We start from the raw sequence: 20,221 nt of genomic DNA, 5'->3' as shown, positions 1-20,221 counted from the left end.
CCCACCACCCCACCTGGGGCACCCCACCACCCCCACCCGGCACCCCCGGCCGCCCACTCCCCGCCGAACAGATCCTCGCCGAGCGCTACGCCCGCGGGGAGATCGACGAGGAGGAGTACCACAGACGCCTGACCACACTGCGGGGCTCCCCGTCGGGGACGACGGAGCCACCGGGGGCGCCGGGGTCGCCGGAGGAGAAGGGGGCGCCGGAGGAGAAGGAGAACTGAAGCCCCCGCCCGCGGGCACCCCCACTACGCCACCCGCACCCCATCCGCCCCGCCTCGGCCCCGTCGGGGCGGTCGGGTGGGGTGCGGGTGGGCAGGCTGCCCCCATGGGTGAACGTACGGAGAGACAGCGGCAGGACCTGGTGCGGGAGTTGGCGGGGGCGGTGCGGGGGGAGGTCTCCGGGGCGTCCGGCGAGCGGGCGTTGGTGACGATGGACGCGTCGAACTACCGGCGGGTCCCGGAGGCGGTGGTCGCGCCGCGGGATGTGGCGGATGTGGCGGAGGTGCTGCGGATCTGCCGGGAGCGGGGGGTGCCGGTCGTGCCGCGGGGCGGGGGGACCAGCATCGCCGGGCAGGCGACCGGCACCGGTGTCGTCCTCGACTTCACCCGGCATCTGCGGGGCATCGCGGACCTCGACCCCGAGGCCCGGACCGCCACCGTCGAACCGGGCGTGATCTGCGACGACCTGCGGGCCGCCGCCGCCCGGCACGGGCTGACCTTCGGCCCGGACCCGTCCACCCACAGCCGCTGCACCATCGGCGGCATGATCGGCAACAACTCCTGCGGCTCACACTCGGTCGCCTGGGGCACCACCGCCGACAACGTCGAGGCGCTGTCGCTGCTGACGTACGGCGGGGAGGAGGTGCGGGCCGGGCGCGGCGCCGGTCCCGACGGCGCGCCGACCGGGCTGCCGCCGCGGCTGGCGGACGGCGTACGGACGCTCGTCGGGCGGGAGTTGGCGCTGCTGCGGACCGGGTACCCGGAGCTGCCGCGGCGGATCTCCGGCTATGCGCTCGATGCGCTGCTGCCGGAGAACGGGACCGATCTGGCGCGGGCGCTGACCGGCAGCGAGGGCACGCTCGGGGTGCTGACCGAGGCGACCGTACGGCTGGTCGAGGCACCGGCCGCGCGGGCGCTGGCGGTCCTCGGATACGCGGACGAGTCCGGCGCCGCCGAGGCCGCCCACACGCTGTTGCCGTACGGGCCGTTGACCGTCGAGGGGATGGCCGCCGACCTGGTACGGGACGCCGCCGGGCTGCCCCGGGGCGGTGCATGGCTCTTCGTCGAGACGGGCGGTGCGAGCGCCGCCGAGGCCACCGCGCGGGCCGAGGAGATCTGCCGGGCGGCGGGCGGGGAGACCACCGGGCACACCGTCGTCGCCGACCCGGCCGGACAGCGTGCCCTGTGGCGGGTGCGGGAGGACGCGTCCGGGACGGCGACGCGGTTGGCCGACGGCAGTGAGGCGTGGCCCGGCTGGGAGGACTGTGCGGTGCCGCCCGCCCGGCTCGGGCCCTATCTGCGGGAATTCCGTGCGCTCCTCGCCCGGCACGGGCTGCGCGGCACCCCGTACGGGCACTTCGGCGACGGGTGCATCCATGTCCGGATCGACTTCGATCTGCTGAGCGCGCCGGGCATCCGCCGCTTCCGGGAGTTCTCCGTCGACCTCGCGGACCTCGTCGTCGCGCACGGCGGGTCGCTCTCCGGCGAGCACGGGGACGGACAGGCCCGCGCCGAACTGCTGCCACGGATGTACGGGAGCGAACTCGTCCGGGTCTTCGAGGAGTTCAAGGCGGTGTGGGACCCGGCGGACGGCCTCAACCCGGGGATGCTGGTGCGGCCCGCGCGGCTGGACGAGAACCTGCGGTTCGCGGTGCTGCCGCGGGAGCCGGTGCCGGTGGAGTTCGGGTACCCGCACGACGGCGGGGACTTCTCGGCCGCCGTCCGCCGGTGCGTGGGTGTCGCCCGGTGCCGTACCGAGCAGGTCGCCCCGGGCTCGTCGGAGGTGATGTGTCCGTCGTTCCGGGCGACCCGGGAGGAGCGGCACTCCACCCGGGGGCGGGCGCGGCTGCTCCACGAGATGCTGGCCGGGGAGGTCGTCACGGACGGCTGGCGGTCGCCGGAGGTGCGGGAGGCGCTCGATCTCTGTCTGTCCTGCAAGGGGTGCCGCAGCGACTGCCCGGTCGGTGTGGACATGGCCACGTACAAGGCGGAGTTCCTGCACCACCACTACGCGGGGCGGGTGCGGCCCGCCGCGCACTACAGCATGGGGCGGTTGCCGGGCTGGCTGCGGGCCGCGGCGCCGCTCGCGCCGCTGTTCAACGCGGCGGCGCGGACCCCGCTCGCCGCCCTCGGCAAACGCCTCGGCGGCATCGCCCCGCAGCGCGAGATCCCGGAGCTGGCGACGGAACCGTTCACCCGGTGGTTCGCCCGGCGCGCCCGGGAGCGGACGCCGCTCGATGCCGCGCGGACCGTCGTGCTGTGGCCCGACACCTTCACCACCTACCTCGCGCCGCAGGTCGGCCGGGCCGCCGTGCGGGTCCTGGAGGACGCCGGGCAGCAGATCGCGATGCCCGGGCCCGGCGTCTGCTGCGGGCTGACGTATGTCTCCACCGGGCAGCTCGACACCGCGCGGAAGGTCATGCGCCGCACCCTGGACCGGATGGCGCGCGCGGACGGCCATCCGCTCGTCGTCCTCGAACCGAGCTGCGCCGCCACCCTCCGTACCGATCTGCCGGAGCTGCTGCCGGACGATCCGCGGGCCGCCGCGCTCGCCGCGTCCGTCCGGACCTTCGCCGAGGTGCTGGCGGAGCGGGCGCCCGACTGGCGGCCACCGCGGCTGGACCGGCCGGTCGTCGGGCAGACCCACTGCCACCAGCACGCCGTCCTCGGCGACGCGGCCGACCGGCGGCTGCGCGAGAAGGCGGGCCTGACCGGGGCGCTCAGCGGCGGCTGCTGCGGGCTGGCCGGGAACTTCGGCTTCGAGGACGGCCACTGGGACGTCTCCGTCGCCTGCGCCGAGGAACAGCTGTTGCCCGCCGTACGGGACGCCCCCGAGGACGCGGCGGTCGTCGCCGACGGGTTCTCCTGCCGCACCCAGCTCGCCCAGTTGGGCGACCGGCCGGGCCGTCATCTCGCGGAGGTGCTGGCCGAGGGGTTGGACGGCGGTGCGCCGCCCGCGTAGACCCTGACCGGTCACCCCTCCCGCAGCACCTCCCGGGCCAGCCGCCGCAGATCCGGCAGCGCCGGATGGCCCGGCTCGTCGCGCCAGGCGAGGACGACCGGGACCGGCGGGGCGTCGGTCAGCGGGACGTACGCCATGGTCGGCAGCGGGTGCATCCGGGCGGTCGCGGTGGTCGTGACGCCGACCGCCCGGCCACCGGTGATCGCGGCCAGCCAGTCGTCGGTGTTGCCGATGGTCACCGTCGAGGTGGGCCGGGCGTCCGTCGGCCACAGGTCGAGGGTGGTGGTCCCGGAGACGGTGTTCAGGGCGAGGGTGCGGCCCGCGAGGTCGGTGAGGGAGAGGTGCGGGCGGGCGGCGAGCGGGTCGTCGGCGGCGAGCCCCGCCACCCGCTCCTCGGTGAGCAGCCGTTCGGTGACGAGCCCCGGCGTACGGACCTCACCGCGCAGCAGCGCCGCGTCCACGTCCCCGCGCGCCAGCCCCGCCGTACGGTCGTCGATCCGCAGCAGCTCCAGCGGGGTGTCCGGGTGCTCCTGGTGCCAGCGGCGCAGCAGCCGCGGGGTGTACGGGCCCGCCGCCGACCAGGCGTGACCCAGCCGCAGCGGCCAGGCGGCGCCGCGGGCGAGGCGGAGCGCCCGGTCGAAGGCGGCGGTGGCGAGCGCCGCCTGGTCGCGGAAGCGCAGCCCCTCGGGGGTGAGCGCCAGATGGTGGGTGGAGCGGTCGACGAGCCGGACGCCCAACTCCTGCTCCAACTGGCGCAGGGTGCGCGAGACGGCGGGCTGCGTCAGATGGAGCCGTTCGGCGGCGCGGGTGACGCTGAGGGTGTCGGCGATGGCGAGGAAGCAGCGGAAGTGACGCAGCTCGATGCTCATACGCGCGGAGCATAACAACAGGAAAAACGGCATTTCACGGACCGGATCGGCGGGCCTTAGCGTGGTGGCGTGAATTCCTCGTCCCCCGGTCCCGACGGCGCCGCCGCGCCCGCCTCCGCACCCTCCGCCGCCGCGTCGCGCCCCGACCCGGCGGCGCCGGACCCGACGGGCGTCCCGCACCCCGTCCCGCCCTCCCCGGAGGTCGCCGCGGCGGAGGCGGCGGGCGGTGCGGGCGGGCGGCGCGGCCGGTTCACCTCGGTGGCGCTGGTGATCGGCGGGATCGTCTCGCTGCAGTTCGGCTCGTCGGTCGCGGTGCTGCTCTTCCCGCGCGCCGGGGCGCTGGGCGTCGTCACGCTGCGGCTGGTGGTGGCGTCGCTGGTGCTGCTGATCGCCTGCCGCCCGAAGCTGCGCGGCTACGGGCGCGGCGACTGGGCCACCGTCGTCGGCTTCGGCGTCGCGCTGGCCGGTATGAACTCCCTCTTCTACCAGGCGATCGACCGCATCCCGCTGGGCGCGGCGGTCACCCTGGAGTTCCTGGGCCCGCTGATCCTGTCGGTCGCCACCTCCCGGCGGGTGCTGAGCCTGCTGTGGGCGACGCTGGCCCTGGGCGGCGTGGTGCTGCTGGGACGCGAGGGCTTCGACGGGCTGAACCTCACCGGCGCCGCGTGCGCACTGGCCGCGGGCGGGCTGTGGGCCGCGTACATCCTGCTGTCGGCGCGCGCCGGACAGCGCTTCCCGCAGGCCGACGGGTTGGCGCTGGCGATGACCGTCGCGGCGCTGCTCAGCCTGCCGCTGGGCATCGCCTCCGCCGGGCGCGCCCTGCTCGATCCGGTCACCCTCGGGCTGGGCGCCGCCGTCGCCCTGATGTCGTCGGTGCTGCCGTACACCCTCGAACTCCTCGCCCTGCGCAAGCTCCCCGCCTCCGGCTTCGCCGTGATGATGAGCCTGGAACCGGCCGCCGCGGCCACCGCCGGGTTCCTCGTCCTCCACCAGGCACTGGGCTGGGCGGAGATCGTCGCCATCGGCCTGGTCGTCATCGCAAGCGTCGGCGCGGTACGGAGCGCGGGCGCCGGGCACGGCTGAGCCGGTCCTCCTACGAGGCGCGGGGCGCGGGCCGGACGGCTCGCGCCCCGTTGCCGTGTGCGGACCCCCTGGGCGCTCCGGAGCGCCCCGCCCACCCGGCCAAAAACCATGCAGGCGTGCTTGATTGTTTCTTCGGGGGCTGCCACGCTCGGAGCGCACCCCGGGGTCGCCGCCGTCGAGCGGGGGGCCCGCGCGCTTCCCGGGTGCGTACGCGGAGCACGTCAGCAAGTCGCACACCGAACTGGCAGGGCAGCTGATCCGGGTCCGTCCGTGGCGGGCCGGGGAGGGAGTGTCGCGTGGCCGATCCCGGCGCCGTACTGGCGGATCTCAGGGACGAGAGCGAGGAGCTGGACGCGCTGGTCGCCGCGTTGCCGGCCGGGCGGTGGGCGGAGCCGACGCCTGCGCCCGGGTGGAGCATCGCGCACCAGATCGCCCACCTCGCCTGGACCGACCGGCAGACGCTGGCCGCCGCGACCGATCCGGACGCCTTCGCGCGCGCCGTCGCCCACGCCCTCGCGGCGCCGGACACCTTCGTCGACGAGGGCGCCGAGGAGGGCGTGCGGCTGGAGCCCGCCGCGCTGCTCGCCGGGTGGCGGGCCGGGCGTGAGGCGCTGCTCACCGCGTTGCGGGCGGTGCCGGACGGGACGAAGCTGCCGTGGTTCGGGCCGCCGATGAGCGTCGCGTCCGCCGCCACCGGGCGGCTGATGGAGACCTGGGCGCACGGCCAGGACGTCGCCGACGCGCTCGGCGTCGTCCGGACACCCACCGCCCGGCTCCGGCACGTCGCCCGGATCGGCTTCCGGGCCCGGAACTTCGCCTACGCCGCCCGCCAACTCCCGCCTCCGGAAGAGGAGTTCCGCGTCGTCCTGCGGGCGCCCGACGGGACGGAGTGGGCGTACGGGCCGGAGGGCGCCGGGCAGCGGGTCACCGGTGAGGCGCTGGAGTTCTGTCTGCTGGTGACCCAGCGGGCGCACCGCGACGATCTGCCGAGCCTGCGCGCCGAGGGCGCCGACGCGGACCGCTGGCTGTCGATCGCCCAGGCGTTCGCGGGCCCGCCGGGACCGGGCCGGGCGCCGTCCGGCACAGGCGGGGGAGCGGCCGGATGAGCGGCGAGGTGCTGCGGATCGGCAACGCCTCCGGCTTCTACGGCGACCGGTCCGACGCGCTGCGGGAGATGCTCACCGGCGGCCCGCTGGACGTCCTGACCGGCGACTACCTCGCCGAACTGACCATGCTGATCCTCGGCCGCGACCGGCTGAAGGACCCCGGGCGCGGCTATGCCAGGACCTTCCTGCGGCAGCTGGAGGACGGCCTCGGGCTCGCCGCCGACCGCGGCGTCAGGATCGTCACCAACGCCGGAGGGCTGAACCCGGCCGGACTCGCCGACGCCGTACGGGAGTTGGCGGACCGGGTCGGGGTGCCCGTACGGGTCGCCCATGTCGAGGGCGACGACCTGCTGGCCACCGGGGACCGCACCCGCTGGGGCGACGGGGTGCTCACCGCCAACGCCTACCTCGGCGGCGACGGCATCGCCGCCTGTCTGCGGGCCGGAGCCGAGGTGGTGGTCACCGGGCGGGTCACCGACGCCGCGCTGGTCAGCGGCGCCGCGGCGGCCCACTTCGGCTGGGGTCCCGGAGACCTGGACGCGCTGGCCGGGGCGGTCGTCGCCGGACACGTCCTGGAGTGCGGCACCCAGGCCACCGGCGGCAACTACAGCTTCTTCGGGGAGCACGACGTCCGCCGCCCCGGCTTCCCGCTCGCCGAGATCGCCGCCGACGGCAGCGCCGTGATCACCCGACACCCCGGCACCGGCGGCGCCGTCACCACCGGCACCGTCACCGCCCAACTCCTCTACGAGACCGACGGCGCCCGCTACGCCGGACCCGACGTCACCGCCCGCCTCGACACCGTCCGGCTCCGCCGGGACGGACCGGACCGGGTGCGGATCGACGGGGTGCGCGGTGAGGCGCCGCCGCCCGCGCTGAAGGCGGGGCTGACTCGGCTCGGCGGCTGGCGGAACGAGGTCACGTTCGTCCTGACCGGGCTGGACGTCGAGGCGAAGGCGGCGCTGGTGAAGGAGCAGGTGGCGGCGGCGTTCGACGCGGCGGGCGCCCGCCCCGCCGAGGTGCGGTGGACGCTGGCCCGCACCGACCACCCCGACGCCGCGGTCCAGGAGGAGGCGAGCGCGCTGCTGCGGCTCGTCGTCCGCGACCGGGACGAGGCGGCGGTCGGCCGGGCGGTCAGCGGCGCCGCCGTCGAACTGGCGCTGGGCAGCTACCCCGGCTTCCATCTCACCGCCCCGCCCGGCAAGGGCGCCCCGTACGGCGTCTTCGAGGCGGCGGCGGTGGCGCGTACGGAGGTGGCGCACACCGCGGTGCTGCCCGACGGGACCCGGCAGCCGATCGCGCCGCCCACCGCCACCCGGGAACTGGTCCGGCTGCCCGACCCGGAGCTGCCGGAGCCGCCGGACGCCGGGCTGCCGGTCCGCCGCGCCCCGCTCGGCGCGGTCTGCGGCGCCCGCAGCGGCGACAAGGGCGGCTCCGCCAACGTCGGCGTCTGGGCCCGGACGGAGACGGCGTGGCGCTGGCTCGCCCACACGCTGACCGTGGAGAAATTCCGCGAACTCCTGCCGGAGACGGCCGAGTTGACCATCGATCGGCATCTGCTGCCCGGTCTGTGGTCGGTGAATTTCGTGGTCGAGGGGCTGCTGGGGGAGGGCGTCGCCGCACAGGCGCGCTTCGACCCGCAGGCCAAGGCGGTGGGGGAGTGGCTGCGCTCCCGACACCTGGAGATACCGGAGGCATTGCTGTGACCGTCCTGGCGACCGCGCTCGACACCGCGGACGAGGCGTACGCACAGCGGCGTACGGAGATGCTGGCGAAGCTCGCCGAGGTCGAGGAGGCCCACGGGCAGGCGCTGGCGGGCGGCGGCGAGAAGTACCTCACCCGCCACCGGGGGCGCGGCAAACTGCCCGCCCGGGAGCGCATCGAGCTGCTGCTCGACCCCGACACGCCGTTCCTGGAGCTGTCACCGCTCGCCGCCTGGGGGAGTGATTACGCGGTCGGTGCCGCGCTGGTCACCGGGATCGGCGTGGTCGAGGGCGTGGAGTGCCTGATCACCGCCAACGATCCGACGGTCCGCGGCGGCGCCTCCAACCCCTGGACGCTGAAGAAGGCGCTGCGGGCCAACGAGATCGCGTATGCCAACCGGCTGCCGGTGATCTCGCTCGTCGAGTCCGGTGGCGCCGATCTGCCCAGCCAGAAGGAGATCTTCATCCCGGGCGGGGCGCTCTTCAAGGACCTCACCCGGCTCTCCGCCGCCGGGATCCCGACCGTCGCCGTGGTCTTCGGCAACTCCACCGCGGGCGGTGCGTACGTCCCCGGGATGTCCGACCACGTGATCATGGTCAAGGAGCGCGCCAAGGTCTTCCTCGGCGGCCCGCCGCTGGTCAAGATGGCCACCGGCGAGGAGAGCGACGACGAATCGCTGGGCGGCGCCGAGATGCACGCCCGCGTCTCCGGGCTCGCCGACCACCTCGCGCTCGACGAACCGGACGCGCTGCGCCAGGCCCGCCGGGTCGTCGCCCGCCTCAACCGGCGCAAGGCGCACCCGGATCCGGCGCCCGCACCGCCCCCGAAGTACGACGCGGAAGAGCTGCTCGGCATCGTCCCCGGCGACCTCAAGGCGCCCTTCGACCCCGGCGAGGTGATCGCCCGGATCGTCGACGGCTCCGACTTCGACGCCTTCAAACCGCTCTACGGCACCAGCCTGACCTGCGGCTGGGCCACGCTGCACGGCTATCCCGTCGGCATCCTCGCCAACGCCCGCGGGGTGCTCTTCAGCGAGGAGTCCCAGAAGGCCGCGCAGTTCATCCAGTTGGCCAATCAGCGGGACATCCCGCTGCTCTTCCTGCACAACACCACCGGCTACATGGTCGGCAAGGAGTACGAGCAGGGCGGGATCATCAAGCACGGCGCGATGATGATCAACGCGGTCTCCAACTCGAAGGTCCCGCACCTCTCCGTCCTGATGGGCGCCTCCTACGGCGCCGGTCACTACGGCATGTGCGGCCGCGCCTACGACCCCCGCTTCCTCTTCAGCTGGCCCACCGCCAAATCCGCCGTCATGGGCCCGCAGCAACTGGCCGGGGTCCTGTCGATCGTCGCCCGCGCCTCCGCCGCCGCCAAGGGGCAGCCCTACGACGACGAGGCGGACGCCGGGCTGCGCGCCATGGTCGAGCAGCAGATCGAGGCGGAGTCGCTGCCGCTCTTCCTCTCCGGGCGGCTCTACGACGACGGCGTCATCGACCCCCGCGACACCCGCACCGTTCTCGGCCTGTGCCTGTCCGCCGTGCACGCCGCGCCCGTCGAGGGCGCGCGCGGCGGCTTCGGCGTCTTCCGGATGTGAGGCAGCAATGACCGATCGGACACCGACGACCCCTTCCCCCCTCACTCTTTCGAGTGTTCTTGTCGCCAACCGCGGGGAGATCGCCCGCCGGGTCTTCCGCACCTGCCGGGAGTTGGGCCTCGCCACCGTCGCCGTGCACTCCGACGCGGACGCCGACGCCCCGCACGTCCGCGAGGCCGACACCGCCGTCCGGCTGCCGGGCGACGCCCCCGCCGACACCTATCTCCGCGCCGACCTGCTGGTGAAGGCCGCCCTCGACGCGGGCGCCGACGCCGTCCACCCCGGCTACGGCTTCCTCTCCGAGAACGCCGCCTTCGCCACCGCCGTCCTCGACGCCGGGCTGACCTGGATCGGCCCGCCGCCCGCGGCGATCGAGGCGATGGCGTCCAAGACCCGCGCCAAGGAGCTGATGGCGGCGGCCGGGGTCCCGCTGCTCGCCCCCGTCGACCCGGCCACCGCCACCGAGGCGGACCTCCCGCTGCTGGTCAAGGCGGCGTCCGGCGGTGGCGGTCGCGGGATGCGGATCGTCAATGAACTCTCCGCGCTGGGAGGAGAGTTGGCGGCGGCCCGGGCCGAGGCCGCCGCCGCGTTCGGGGACGGCGAGGTCTTCGTCGAGCCGTACGTCACCGGTGGCCGCCACATCGAGGTGCAGATCCTCGCCGACGCGCACGGTGGCGTCTGGACGCTCGGCACCCGCGACTGCTCCCTCCAGCGCCGCCACCAGAAGGTCATCGAGGAGGCGCCCGCCCCCGGGCTCCCCGACGGGCTCCGCACCGCACTGCACGAAGCCGCCGCCCGCGCCGCCCGCGCCATCGGCTACCGCGGCGCCGGGACCGTCGAATTCCTGGTCACCGCCGACGACCGGGCCCACTTCCTGGAGATGAACACCCGCCTCCAGGTCGAGCACCCGGTCACCGAGGAGATCTACCGCCTCGACCTCGTCGCCCTGCAACTCTCCGTCGCCGAGGGGCGCCCGCTGGACGCCGCCCCGCCGCTGCCCCGCGGTCACGCCGTCGAGGCGCGGCTCTACGCCGAGGACCCGGCGGCCGACTGGCGCCCCGGCACCGGCCCGCTGCACCGCCTCGCCGTCCCCGGCGCCGTCCGCCTCGACTCCGGCGTCACCGACGGCTCCGTGATCACCGCGCACTACGATCCGCTGCTCGCCAAGGTCATCGCCTGGGCCCCGACCCGCGCCGAGGCGGTCCGCCGCCTCGCCCACGCCCTCGAACGCGCCCGGATCCACGGCCCGGTCACCAACCGCGACCTGCTGGTCCGCTCCCTGCGCCACCCCGCCTTCACCACCGCCGACGGCCTCGACACCGGCTTCTACGGCCGCCATCTGGCCGAACTGACCGGCCACGACGCGGCGCGCACGGCCCGCACCCGCCTCGCCGCCCTGGCCGCCGCCCTCGCCGACGCCCACGGCCGCTCCCGCTTCGGCGGCTTCCGCAACCTCCCCTCACAGCCGCAGCTCAAGACGTACGCGGCCGACGGGGAGACATACGCGATCCGCTACCGGCTGGTGCGCGGCGCGCTGCACGCCGAGGACTTCCCCCGCGTACGGCTGCTGGCGCACACGGCGGACACCGTGGTCCTCGACGTCGACGGGCTGCGGCGGGAGTTCACGGTGGCCCGCTACGGCGACCGGGTCCATGTCGACACCGCCACCGGCGGCCACGCCCTCACCGCGCTGCCCCGCTTCCCCGACCCCGCCGACCGCACCGAACCCGGCTCGCTGCTCGCCCCGATGCCCGGCACCGTCGTCCGCCTCGCCGCCGGACTCGCCGAGGGCGACCGGGTCACGGCCGGGACGCCGCTGCTCTGGCTGGAGGCGATGAAGATGGAGCACACCGTCACCGCCCCCGCCGACGGCACGCTGACCAGCCTGCCGGTACGCGTCGGCACCCAGGTGGAGGTCGGCGCCCTGCTGGCCGTGGTGGGCGACTGACACCCGGCCCGCCGCGCCCGGCCCGCCCGGCCCGCCCCGCCCGTCCGCCGCGCCCGGCCGGGCACCCGACGGCCGGGCCCCGCCCCCGTACCCAACTCACCCGTCCCACCCGTCTCACCCGCCGCACAGAGGGAGCCTCCATGAGCACCGCCCTGCGCAACTCCGTGATCGAGACCGAGGAACAGCGTGATCTGCGCGCCGCCGTCGCGGCGCTCGGCAAGCGGTACGGCCGGGAGTACTTCACCCGTGTCGTCGCCGAGGGGCGTCACACCGACGAACTCTGGGCGGAGGCCGCCGGACTCGGCTACCTCGGCGTCAACCTCCCCGAGGAGTACGGCGGCGGAGGCGGCGGAATCGTCGAACTCTCCCTCGTACTCGAAGAGTTGGGAGCGGCGGGCTGCCCGCTGCTGATGATGGTGGTCTCCCCGGCCATCTGCGGCACCGTCATCGCCCGCTTCGGCACCGAGGAGCAGAAACGCGCCTGGCTGCCGGGGCTCGCCGACGGCAGCCGCACCATGGCCTTCGGCATCACCGAACCGGACGCCGGATCCAACTCCCACCGGATCACCACCACCGCCCGCCGGGACGGCACGGACTGGATACTCACCGGCCGCAAGGTCTTCGTCTCCGGTGTCGACATCGCCGAGGCCACCCTCGTCGTCGGCCGTACCGAGGACGCCCGCACCGGCAAGCTCAAGCCCTGCCTCTTCCTCGTCCCGCGCGACGCCCCCGGCTTCGGCCGCAGCCCCATCCCGATGGAACTCGCCGCCCCGGAGAAGCAGTTCGAGCTGACCTTCGACGACGTCCGGCTGCCCGCCGACGCCCTCGTCGGCGACGAGGACGCCGGACTCCTCCAACTCTTCGCCGGACTCAACCCCGAACGCATCATGACCGCCGCGTTCGCCCTCGGCATGGGCCGCTACGCCCTCGGACGTGCCGTCGACTACGCCCGCACCCGGCAGGTCTGGAAGGAACCGATCGGCGCCCACCAGGCCATCGCCCACCCGCTCGCCCAGGCCCACATCGAGCTGGAATGCGCCCGCCTGATGATGCAGAAGGCCGCCCACCTCTACGACGTCGGGGACGACATCGGCGCCGGAGAAGCTGCCAACATGGCGAAGTACGCCGCCGGGGAGGCCGCGGTCCGCGCAGTCGACCAGGCCGTCCACACCCTCGGCGGCAACGGCCTCACCCATGAGTACGGCCTCGCGTCCCTCGTCACCGCCGCCCGCGTCGCGCGGATCGCCCCCGTCAGCCGGGAGATGATCCTGAACTACCTCTCCCACCAGACGCTGGGCCTCCCCAAGTCGTACTGACCGAGCCGACGGCGATCGGGGGACCGCAGGACCACCCTCCCCGAGCACGGCGCGCAGGTGCCCCCGCGCCCGCCGCCGCGCTCCTGCCACGGAAGGACATCCCGGCATGGCAACCCACCTGTTCCACAGCGACCGTCCCCCGCTCGCCCCCGTCACCGAGCCGGTCCACTCCTACGTCCTGGCCGGTGCCGCCGCCCGCGGCGACCACCCCGCGCTGATCGACGCCACCGACGGCACCACCCTCGGCTACGCCCGCCTCGACCACCTCAGCCGCCGCCTCGCCGCCGGACTCGCCGCCGCCGGTCTCGCCAAGGGCGACGTGCTCGCCCTGCACAGCCCGAACAGCGTGCTCTTCCCCGTCGTCTGCTACGCCGCCTGGCGCTGCGGCGCGGCCGTCACCACCGTCCACCCGCTCGCCACCGCCGAGGAGTTCGCCGGGCAGCTCGCCGACTCCGGGGCGCGCCGCATCGTCACCGTCGCCGCCCTCCTCGACACCGCCCGGGACGCCGCCCGCCGGGCCGGGCACGTCGTCGAGATCCTGGTCTGCGACCGCGCCGACGGCCACCGCTCCCTCCTCGACCTCGCCGACACCACCGCGCCCGAACCGGACATCGCCCTCGACCCCGCCACCGACCTCGCCGTCCTGCCGTACTCCTCCGGCACCACCGGCTCCCCCAAGGGCGTGATGCTCACCCACCGCTCGGTCGCCACCAACCTCGCGCAACTCGACGCGTTCCTCACCGGCGGGCCCGACGACCGCGTCCTCGCCGTGCTGCCGTTCTTCCACATGTACGGCCTCACCGCCCTGATGAACGCCCCGCTGCGCACCGGCGCCACCGTCGTCGTCCTGCCCCGCTTCGATCTGGAGCGGTTCCTCGACACGATCCAGCGGTACCGCATCACCGCCGTCTACGCCGCGCCCCCGATGGTCCTCGCGCTCGCCAAACACCCCCTGGTGGACCGCTACGACCTCTCGTCCCTGAAGTACCTGGTCTGCGCCGCCGCCCCGCTCGACGCCCACCTCGCCGACGCCTGCGCCCGCCGCCTGGGCCTGGACTCCCTCCTCCAGGCGTACGGCATGACCGAACTCTCGCCCGCCAGCCACCTCGTCCCGCCGGGCGCCGACGCCCCGCCCGGCACCGTCGGCCGACTGCTGCCCGGCACCGAGATGCGGCTGGTGTCGCTCGCCACCGGCGAGGACCTGCCGCCCGGCGAGGACGGCGAGATCGTGCTGCGCGGCCCACAGGTGATGAAGGGCTACCTGGGCCGCCCCGAGGCCACCGACGCCATGATCGACGCCGACGGCTGGCTCCACACCGGCGACATCGGCCGGATGGACACCGACGGCTGGCTCTACGTCGTCGACCGCGTCAAGGAGCTGATCAAGTACAAGGGTTACCAGGTCGCCCCCGCCGATCTGGAGGCGCTGCTCCTCACCCACGACGACATCGCCGACGCCGCCGTCATCGGCGTCACCGACACCGACGGCAACGAGATCCCGAAGGCGTACGTCGTCCGCCGCCCGGGGGCGGCGCTGCGCGCCGACGACGTTCTCACGTACGTTGCCGGACGAGTCGCCCCGTACAAGCGGGTGCGCCGCGTGGAGTTCACCGACACGGTGCCGCGCGCGGTGACCGGCAAGATCCTGCGTCGCGAACTCCGCGCCAGGGAAAGGAGTTCCACGGCCCGATGACCGACACCACGGCAACCGCCGCCGCCACGGACCACGCCGATCCGTCCGTACGCATCACCCACGACCAGGGCGTCACCACCCTCACCCTGGACTCCCCGCGCAACCGCAACGCGCTCTCCACCCGCCTCGTCGGCGCACTCCACGCCGCCCTCGACGCGGCCGCCGCCGACGACACCGTGCGCGCCGTCGTCCTCGCCCACACCGGCACCACCTTCTGCGCGGGCGCCGACCTCACCGAGACGACCGGCGGCGCGCCCCTCGATGCGGTGCTGGGCCTGGTCCGGCTGCTGCGCGCGGTGGTGGAGCTGCCCAAGCCGGTCGTCGCGCGCGTCACCGGACACGTCCGCGCCGGGGGCACCGGGCTGCTCGGCGCCTGCGACATAGCCGTGGCCGGGCCCGGCGCCACCTTCGCCTTCACGGAGGCGCGCCTCGGACTGGCCCCGACCGTCATCTCGATGCCGCTGCTGCCCCGCCTCGACCCGCGCGCCGTCGGCCGCTACTACCTCACCGGCGAACGCTTCGACGCCGCCGAGGCCGCCCGCATCGGGCTGGTCACCGTCGCCGCCGACGACGTCGACACCGCCCTCGCCCCGATACTCGACGGGCTGCGCCAGGGCTCCCCGCAGGGCCTCGCCGCCTCGAAGGCGCTGGTCACCGCCGAGGTGCTGCGCACCTTCGACCGCGACACCGAGCAGCTGGCCGCGGAGTCCGCGCGGCTCTTCGCCTCCGCCGAGGCGCACGAGGGCATGACCGCCTTCCTGGAGCGAAGGGCTCCGCGATGGGCACGCTGAACACCACCCGCGCCGCCAAGGCGCCCCAGCAGGAACGGAGCCGGGCCACCCGCCGCGGTCTGCTGGAGGCGGCGGTGGCCTGTCTGGCCGAGCACGGCTGGGCGGGCTCCACCGTCGCCGTCGTCGCCGAACGCGCCGGGGTCTCCCGCGGCGCCGCCCAGCACCATTTCCCCACCCGTGAGGACCTGTTCACCGCCGCGGTCGAGCATGTCGCCGAGGAGCGCTCCCAGGCGCTGCGCGACCTCTTCCCGGCGGGCACCGGCGCCGCCACCGACCGCCGCGCCGTCGTCGCCGCCGTCGTCGACCTCTACACCGGCCCGCTCTTCCGCGCCGCCCTCCACCTCTGGGTCGCGGCGTCGTACGAGGACCAGTTGCGCACCCGGGTCACCGAACTGGAGGCGCGGGTCGGCCGGGAGTGCCACCGCACCGCCGTCGACCTGCTCGGCGTCGACGAGTCCGTCCCCGGCGTCCGCGAAACCGTCCAGGGCCTCCTGGACATGGCCCGCGGTCTGGGCCTGGCCACCCTGCTCAGCGACGACACACCCCGCCGGGGACGCGTCGTCGACCAGTGGGCCGGACTGCTGGACGAGGCGCTGGGCTGAGCCGGATCCGGTTCGGCGGACGGGCCGCGCACCGGGAGACGCCCCGGCGCGCGGCCCGTCGGCGTCAGTGCGCCGCGGTGTCGAACCCCGAGATCTCCCGCGGCTCGCGCGCCGCCGGACCCACGTACCGGGCCGACGGCCGCACCAGCCGCCCGGTCCGCTTCTGTTCCAGGATGTGCGCGCTCCACCCGGCCGTACGGGCGCAGGTGAACATCGAGGTGAACATGTGCGACGGGACCTCCGCGAAGTCCAGCGTGATCGCCGCCCAGAACTCCACGTTCGTCGCCAGCACCCGGTCCGGACGCCGGTTGTGCAGCTCCTCCAGCGCCGCCTTCTCCAGCGCCTCGGCCACCTCGAAGCGGGGCGCGCCCAGCTCCTTCGCGGTCCGCCGCAGCACCCGCGCCCGCGGGTCCTCGGCCCGGTAGACGCGGTGCCCGAAGCCCATCAGCCGCTCGCCCTTGTCGAGCGTCTTGCGGACGTACGCCGCCGCGTCCCCGGTCCGCTCGATCTCCTCGATCATGCCGAGCACCCGCGACGGGGCTCCGCCGTGCAGCGGCCCCGACATCGCGCCGACCGCCCCGGAGAGCGCCGCCGCCACATCCGCGCCGGTCGAGGCGATGACCCGGGCGGTGAACGTCGAGGCGTTCATGCCGTGCTCCGCCGCCGACGTCCAGTACGCGTCCACCGCCGCGACATGCTTGGGGTCCGGCTCCCCGCGCCAGCGCCGCATAAACCGCTCCACGACGGTCTCCGCCTTGTCGATCTCCCGCTGCGGCACCATCGGCAGCCCCTGCCCGCGCGCCGACTGCGCCACGTACGACAGCGCCATCACCGCGGCGCGCGCCAGATCGTCGCGGGCCGTCCGCTCGTCGATGTCCAGCAGCGGTTTGAGGCCCCACACCGGCGCCAGCATCGCCAGCGCCGACTGCACATCGACGCGGATGTCCCCGGAGTGCACCGGGATCGGGAACGGTTCGGCCGGCGGCAGCCCCGGGTCGAACGCGCCGTCCACCAGCAGCCCCCACACCTTGCCGAACGAGACGCTGCCGACGAGGTCTTCGATGTCGACGCCGCGGTAGCGCAGCGCGCCGCCTTCCTTGTCCGGTTCGGCGATCTCCGTCTCGAACGCGACGACACCCTCAAGTCCTGGTACGAATGCGGACATCTGGCGACTCCTCAAGGTACGGACGGCCCACGGTCGGTGACCGGTTGCCGTGGTCGGCTCGGTGTGCGGTGCCGGAACGGTTCCGCGGCTGCGCCCGGCAGCTCGCGGTCCGCGCCGGTCACCGGATGCCTCGCTAAGGCATGGTGACGCGCTTCCCGGCCCGGGGTGGACGGCCCTCGGGCGCGGTTCGGGTGGTCTGCTGCGTGGTCCACGGGACGCGCGGCCCCGGCGAGGGACGGCGGGTGCCCGCCGGTCCGGTCACGATGGTCGCCGATGTACGAAGTCCACACAGCACCGACCCGCAAGTTTGGCGCTTTCCCCACCTGCAAGGAAGCGTGACGTCCGGCACACTGGTCGATTCGCCTACGAGAGGGTTACGCGCGGGCGACGACGGGCAGACTTCCCGGCCCGCGCCCTGCCCCGGCACGGACCGATGCTGCAAGATGAGGCCGTGCACTCCGCCGACGCGCCTTCCCCCGATGCCCACGAAACCCTCGATCCCTCGTCGATGCGCGCCCAATACCGCGCCGAGGGGCTGACCGAGACCGAGCTGGCGGCCGAGCCGTACGCACAGTTCGCGCGCTGGTTCAAGGAAGCCGCCGCGTCCGGGATCCACGAGCCCAACGCGATGGTCGTCTCCACCGCCGACGCCGCGGGCCGCCCCAGCTCACGGACGGTGCTGCTGAAGGCGTTCGACGACCGCGGCTTCGTGTTCTTCACCAACTACACCAGCCGCAAGGGCCGCGACCTCGCCGAGAACCCGCACCTGGCACTGCTCTTCCCCTGGCATCCGCTGGCCCGTCAGGTCATCGTCACCGGCACCGCCGCCCGCATCGGACGCGACGAGACCGCCGCCTACTTCCGCTCCCGCCCGCACGGCTCCCAACTCGGCGCCTGGGCCAGCGACCAGTCCACCCCGATCGCCTCCCGCGCCGAACTGGAGGGCTCCTACGACGCGTTGGCGGCCCGCTACCCCGAGGGCGAGCAGGTCCCCGCACCGCCGCACTGGGGCGGCTACCGCGTCACGCCCGAAACCGTCGAGTTCTGGCAGGGCCGCGAGAACCGTCTCCACGACCGCCTGCGCTACGTCCGCGCCACCACCGGCTGGACCGTGGAACGCCTCGCACCGTGAGCCGGATGCGCTGATCCCCGCCGCCCTGGTCCCGCACGCGCTGATCCCGGGCGGCGGGCGGACAGGGAAAAGGGCCCCCGCGCGGGGGCCCGGAAAACGCAGACGACCCGTGGGCCGCTTCCGCCGCGCCGGGTGGCGCGGCGGCCGGTCGGACGGACCGGGGCCCACGGGTCGGGTGACTGCTGGGAATTGGCCGGTGACGCATCTGCAGTATGCGCGAGCCGGCACCGCACTGGGTGTGAAGCGACGGCCCTAGGCCGCAGCCACCTCACGCGTCCGGTGAGAAATCATTGGCCGAACCACCTCCCTTCTCGTGTGCACACCAGCCTAGGAACGCGCCCGGATCCGTACAAGCGAATTAATTTCCCGCGACGCGCGGGGCGGCTGCGGCCCCCGGGGCACCCGCGTCGTCCGGGGCGCCCCGACCGCGCGAACGGCCCCGGGATTTCCGCGAAGGGGGTGTGTGCTGCGTCACGTTCGAGTTGAATGTGCCCAGGTCCAGCACGCGCCACCGCGTCCGTAGGGGGTTCCAGTGACCGCTTCGTACGGCTCCGCTTCGTACGGTTCCTCGGCGGAACGACCCCCGGCCACGGCCGCCGCACCGCCCGGCCCGGTCGGGCCCGCCGACGACACCGGGCTGCTCGCCGCCCTCCTCGACGGCATGGACACCGCGCTCCTCGCCCTCGCCGCGGACGGCACGGTCACCCACTGGAACCACGAGGCCGAACAGCTCCTGGGCTGGCCCGCCGCCGAGGCCGTCGGCCGCCGCGGGCTGACCGGCTGGGCGGCCCGCGGCGAGGACGCGGAGGCGATCGAGTCCGCCCTCCTCGCCGCACTGCGCGCCCCCGGCCGTCAGGTGCACGACCACGCCCTGCTCACCAAGGACGGCCGCCGGGTCCTGGTCCGCGGCCAGACCTCCGCCGTCCGCGGCCCCGACGGCCGGGCCGCCGGTGTCTACTGCGTCTTCACCGCCGTGCACGCCCAGATCGGTCTGGAGCGCTCCCTCGCCCTGAGCGAGGCGCTCTGCGACGACGCCCCCTGGAGCGTCCTTCTCGTCGACGCCGACCTGCGGCCCGCCGTCGTCAACACCCCCGCCGCCCGCGCCCTGGAATCCGGCCGCGACGCCCTCCTCGGCCGCCCCCTCGGCGACCTGCTCGACCAGGGCGCCGAGGAGGTGGAGGCGGTGCTCCAGCACGTCCTCGCGGAGGGCGAGCCGCCCGGGCTGAGCGACCTGTGGGTGACGCTGCGCGCCCCCGACGCCGAACGCCCCCGCCGCTGCTGGCGCAGCGGCTTCGTCCGCCTCGCCTCCCCGCTCTCCGAGGAACCGGCCCCGCTCGGCGTCGCCTGGCTCTTCCAGGACGTCACCGACGCCAAACAGGCCGAACAGGACGGCGCGCTGCTCCGCTTCCGCACCCAGCAACTCCAGCGCGCGAGCCGCGCCGCCGCCGACTGCCCCGACCCGCGGGAGGCCGCCGCCGTCCACCTCGACTACGCCCTCGCGGGCTTCGCCGACCACGCCCTCGTCGACCTCGTCGCGCCCGCGCCCGGCCGGGACGACGACGGGGGAGCGGGCGGCGACGGCGCCGCCGTCCGGCTGCGGCGGGCCCTCGCCTCGCCCGCCGGATCCCCCGGCCCCTGCGCGGTGCCGCAGCCGTCCGCCGTCCCCGTCGCGTACGCCGCCGGACACCCGGCCCGGCAGGCCTGCGCGCGCGGCGGCTCGGTGCGGACGAGCGTGGGGGCGAGCGGCGAGGACGGCTGGGCGGCGGCCCGCCGGTGGCCGGACGGTACGGTCCACGGGCTCTGCGTGGTGCTCCGCAGCCGCGCCCGCACCCTCGGTGTCGCCACCTTCCTGCGCACCCCGGCCCGCCGCCCCTTCGACCGCGCCGACGCCGCCTACGCGGAGGAGGTCGCCGCCCGGATCGCCGCCGCCCTGGACCTGGCGGCGGCGGACGACGGCCGCGGCGACGGCTGAACGGTTCCCGCACCCGGTGGCGGGCCGGACGCCGGGCCGTCACCGGGCGCGGGCCG

At 75.0% G+C, this 20,221-nt stretch carries 15 protein-coding genes; 13 read left to right on the top strand and 2 right to left on the bottom strand.

All coding sequences use genetic code 11. From position 1 onward, the window contains the following. Together IF23_RS33170 and IF23_RS0127515 are read left to right on the top strand one after the other, a co-directional pair. Window positions 1-227 (top strand): SHOCT domain-containing protein (locus IF23_RS33170; protein WP_211266209.1); only part of this gene is annotated, 227 nt, incomplete at its 5' end. A gap of 104 nt (window positions 228-331) precedes the next feature. Continuing rightward, the gene (locus IF23_RS0127515) at window positions 332-3,187 is read left to right on the top strand and encodes an FAD-binding and (Fe-S)-binding domain-containing protein (RefSeq protein ID WP_030288347.1); all 2,856 of its coding nucleotides are present in this window, start codon (window positions 332-334) and stop codon (window positions 3,185-3,187) included. An 11-nt stretch (window positions 3,188-3,198) separates the two neighbouring features. Here IF23_RS0127515 and IF23_RS0127510 read toward each other — a convergent pair whose 3' ends face one another. Next, on the bottom strand, window positions 3,199-4,056 hold the full coding sequence (locus tag IF23_RS0127510) for a LysR family transcriptional regulator (RefSeq protein WP_030288345.1): 858 nt from the start codon (window positions 4,054-4,056) through the stop codon (window positions 3,199-3,201). Window positions 4,057-4,125: 69 nt separating this feature from the next. Between IF23_RS0127510 and IF23_RS0127505 the strand changes: the two genes are divergently transcribed. The 9 genes from IF23_RS0127505 (at window position 4,126) to IF23_RS0127465 (ending at window position 15,896) form a co-directional block, all read left to right on the top strand. Next, complete coding sequence (locus IF23_RS0127505; RefSeq protein WP_078654306.1) at window positions 4,126-5,139, top strand: EamA family transporter; 1,014 nt, start codon at window positions 4,126-4,128, stop codon at window positions 5,137-5,139. A 296-nt stretch (window positions 5,140-5,435) separates the two neighbouring features. Next, entirely contained in the window at window positions 5,436-6,245 is an 810-nt protein-coding gene (locus tag IF23_RS0127500; protein ID WP_030288342.1) for a TIGR03084 family metal-binding protein, read from the top strand. Beyond that, window positions 6,242-7,951 (top strand): acyclic terpene utilization AtuA family protein, encoded by a 1,710-nt coding sequence (locus IF23_RS0127495; protein ID WP_030288341.1) that lies wholly within the window; start codon window positions 6,242-6,244, stop codon window positions 7,949-7,951. The genes IF23_RS0127500 and IF23_RS0127495 overlap by 4 nt, the downstream gene beginning before the upstream one ends. Continuing rightward, on the top strand, window positions 7,948-9,546 hold the full coding sequence (locus IF23_RS0127490; RefSeq protein ID WP_030288339.1) for an acyl-CoA carboxylase subunit beta: 1,599 nt from the start codon (window positions 7,948-7,950) through the stop codon (window positions 9,544-9,546). Before IF23_RS0127495 ends, IF23_RS0127490 begins: the two co-directional genes overlap by 4 nt. A gap of 7 nt (window positions 9,547-9,553) precedes the next feature. Next, window positions 9,554-11,494 (top strand): acetyl/propionyl/methylcrotonyl-CoA carboxylase subunit alpha, encoded by a 1,941-nt coding sequence (locus IF23_RS0127485; RefSeq protein ID WP_051739925.1) that lies wholly within the window; start codon window positions 9,554-9,556, stop codon window positions 11,492-11,494. 140 nt (window positions 11,495-11,634) lie between these two features. Beyond that, window positions 11,635-12,810, top strand: a complete 1,176-nt coding sequence (locus tag IF23_RS0127480) for an acyl-CoA dehydrogenase family protein (RefSeq protein ID WP_030288336.1) — start codon at window positions 11,635-11,637, stop codon at window positions 12,808-12,810. Between the two features lie 106 nt (window positions 12,811-12,916). Continuing rightward, window positions 12,917-14,503, top strand: a complete 1,587-nt coding sequence (locus tag IF23_RS0127475) for a 4-coumarate--CoA ligase family protein (protein ID WP_030288334.1) — start codon at window positions 12,917-12,919, stop codon at window positions 14,501-14,503. After that, complete coding sequence (locus tag IF23_RS0127470; protein ID WP_030288333.1) at window positions 14,500-15,294, top strand: enoyl-CoA hydratase family protein; 795 nt, start codon at window positions 14,500-14,502, stop codon at window positions 15,292-15,294. The genes IF23_RS0127475 and IF23_RS0127470 overlap by 4 nt, the downstream gene beginning before the upstream one ends. Next, the gene (locus IF23_RS0127465; protein WP_030288331.1) at window positions 15,282-15,896 is read left to right on the top strand and encodes a TetR/AcrR family transcriptional regulator; all 615 of its coding nucleotides are present in this window, start codon (window positions 15,282-15,284) and stop codon (window positions 15,894-15,896) included. The genes IF23_RS0127470 and IF23_RS0127465 overlap by 13 nt, the downstream gene beginning before the upstream one ends. 64 nt (window positions 15,897-15,960) lie before the next feature. On the opposite strand, the gene IF23_RS0127460 is transcribed toward IF23_RS0127465, so the two are convergent. Continuing rightward, the gene (locus IF23_RS0127460) at window positions 15,961-17,061 is read right to left on the bottom strand and encodes a citrate synthase 2 (RefSeq protein ID WP_030288329.1); all 1,101 of its coding nucleotides are present in this window, start codon (window positions 17,059-17,061) and stop codon (window positions 15,961-15,963) included. 433 nt (window positions 17,062-17,494) lie between these two features. Between IF23_RS0127460 and pdxH the strand changes: the two genes are divergently transcribed. Further along, entirely contained in the window at window positions 17,495-18,193 is a 699-nt protein-coding gene (gene pdxH, locus IF23_RS0127455; protein ID WP_030288327.1) for a pyridoxamine 5'-phosphate oxidase, read from the top strand. 532 nt (window positions 18,194-18,725) lie between these two features. After that, complete coding sequence (locus tag IF23_RS0127450) at window positions 18,726-20,165, top strand: PAS domain-containing protein (protein WP_078654305.1); 1,440 nt, start codon at window positions 18,726-18,728, stop codon at window positions 20,163-20,165. Window positions 20,166-20,221: the final 56 nt, after the last annotated feature.

Source organism: Streptomyces catenulae, from assembly GCF_000718015.1.
Classification (GTDB): domain Bacteria; phylum Actinomycetota; class Actinomycetes; order Streptomycetales; family Streptomycetaceae; genus Streptomyces; species Streptomyces catenulae.
The sequence above is the reverse complement of the archived record's forward strand: the minus strand, read 5'-3'. Positions and strand labels throughout refer to the sequence as shown.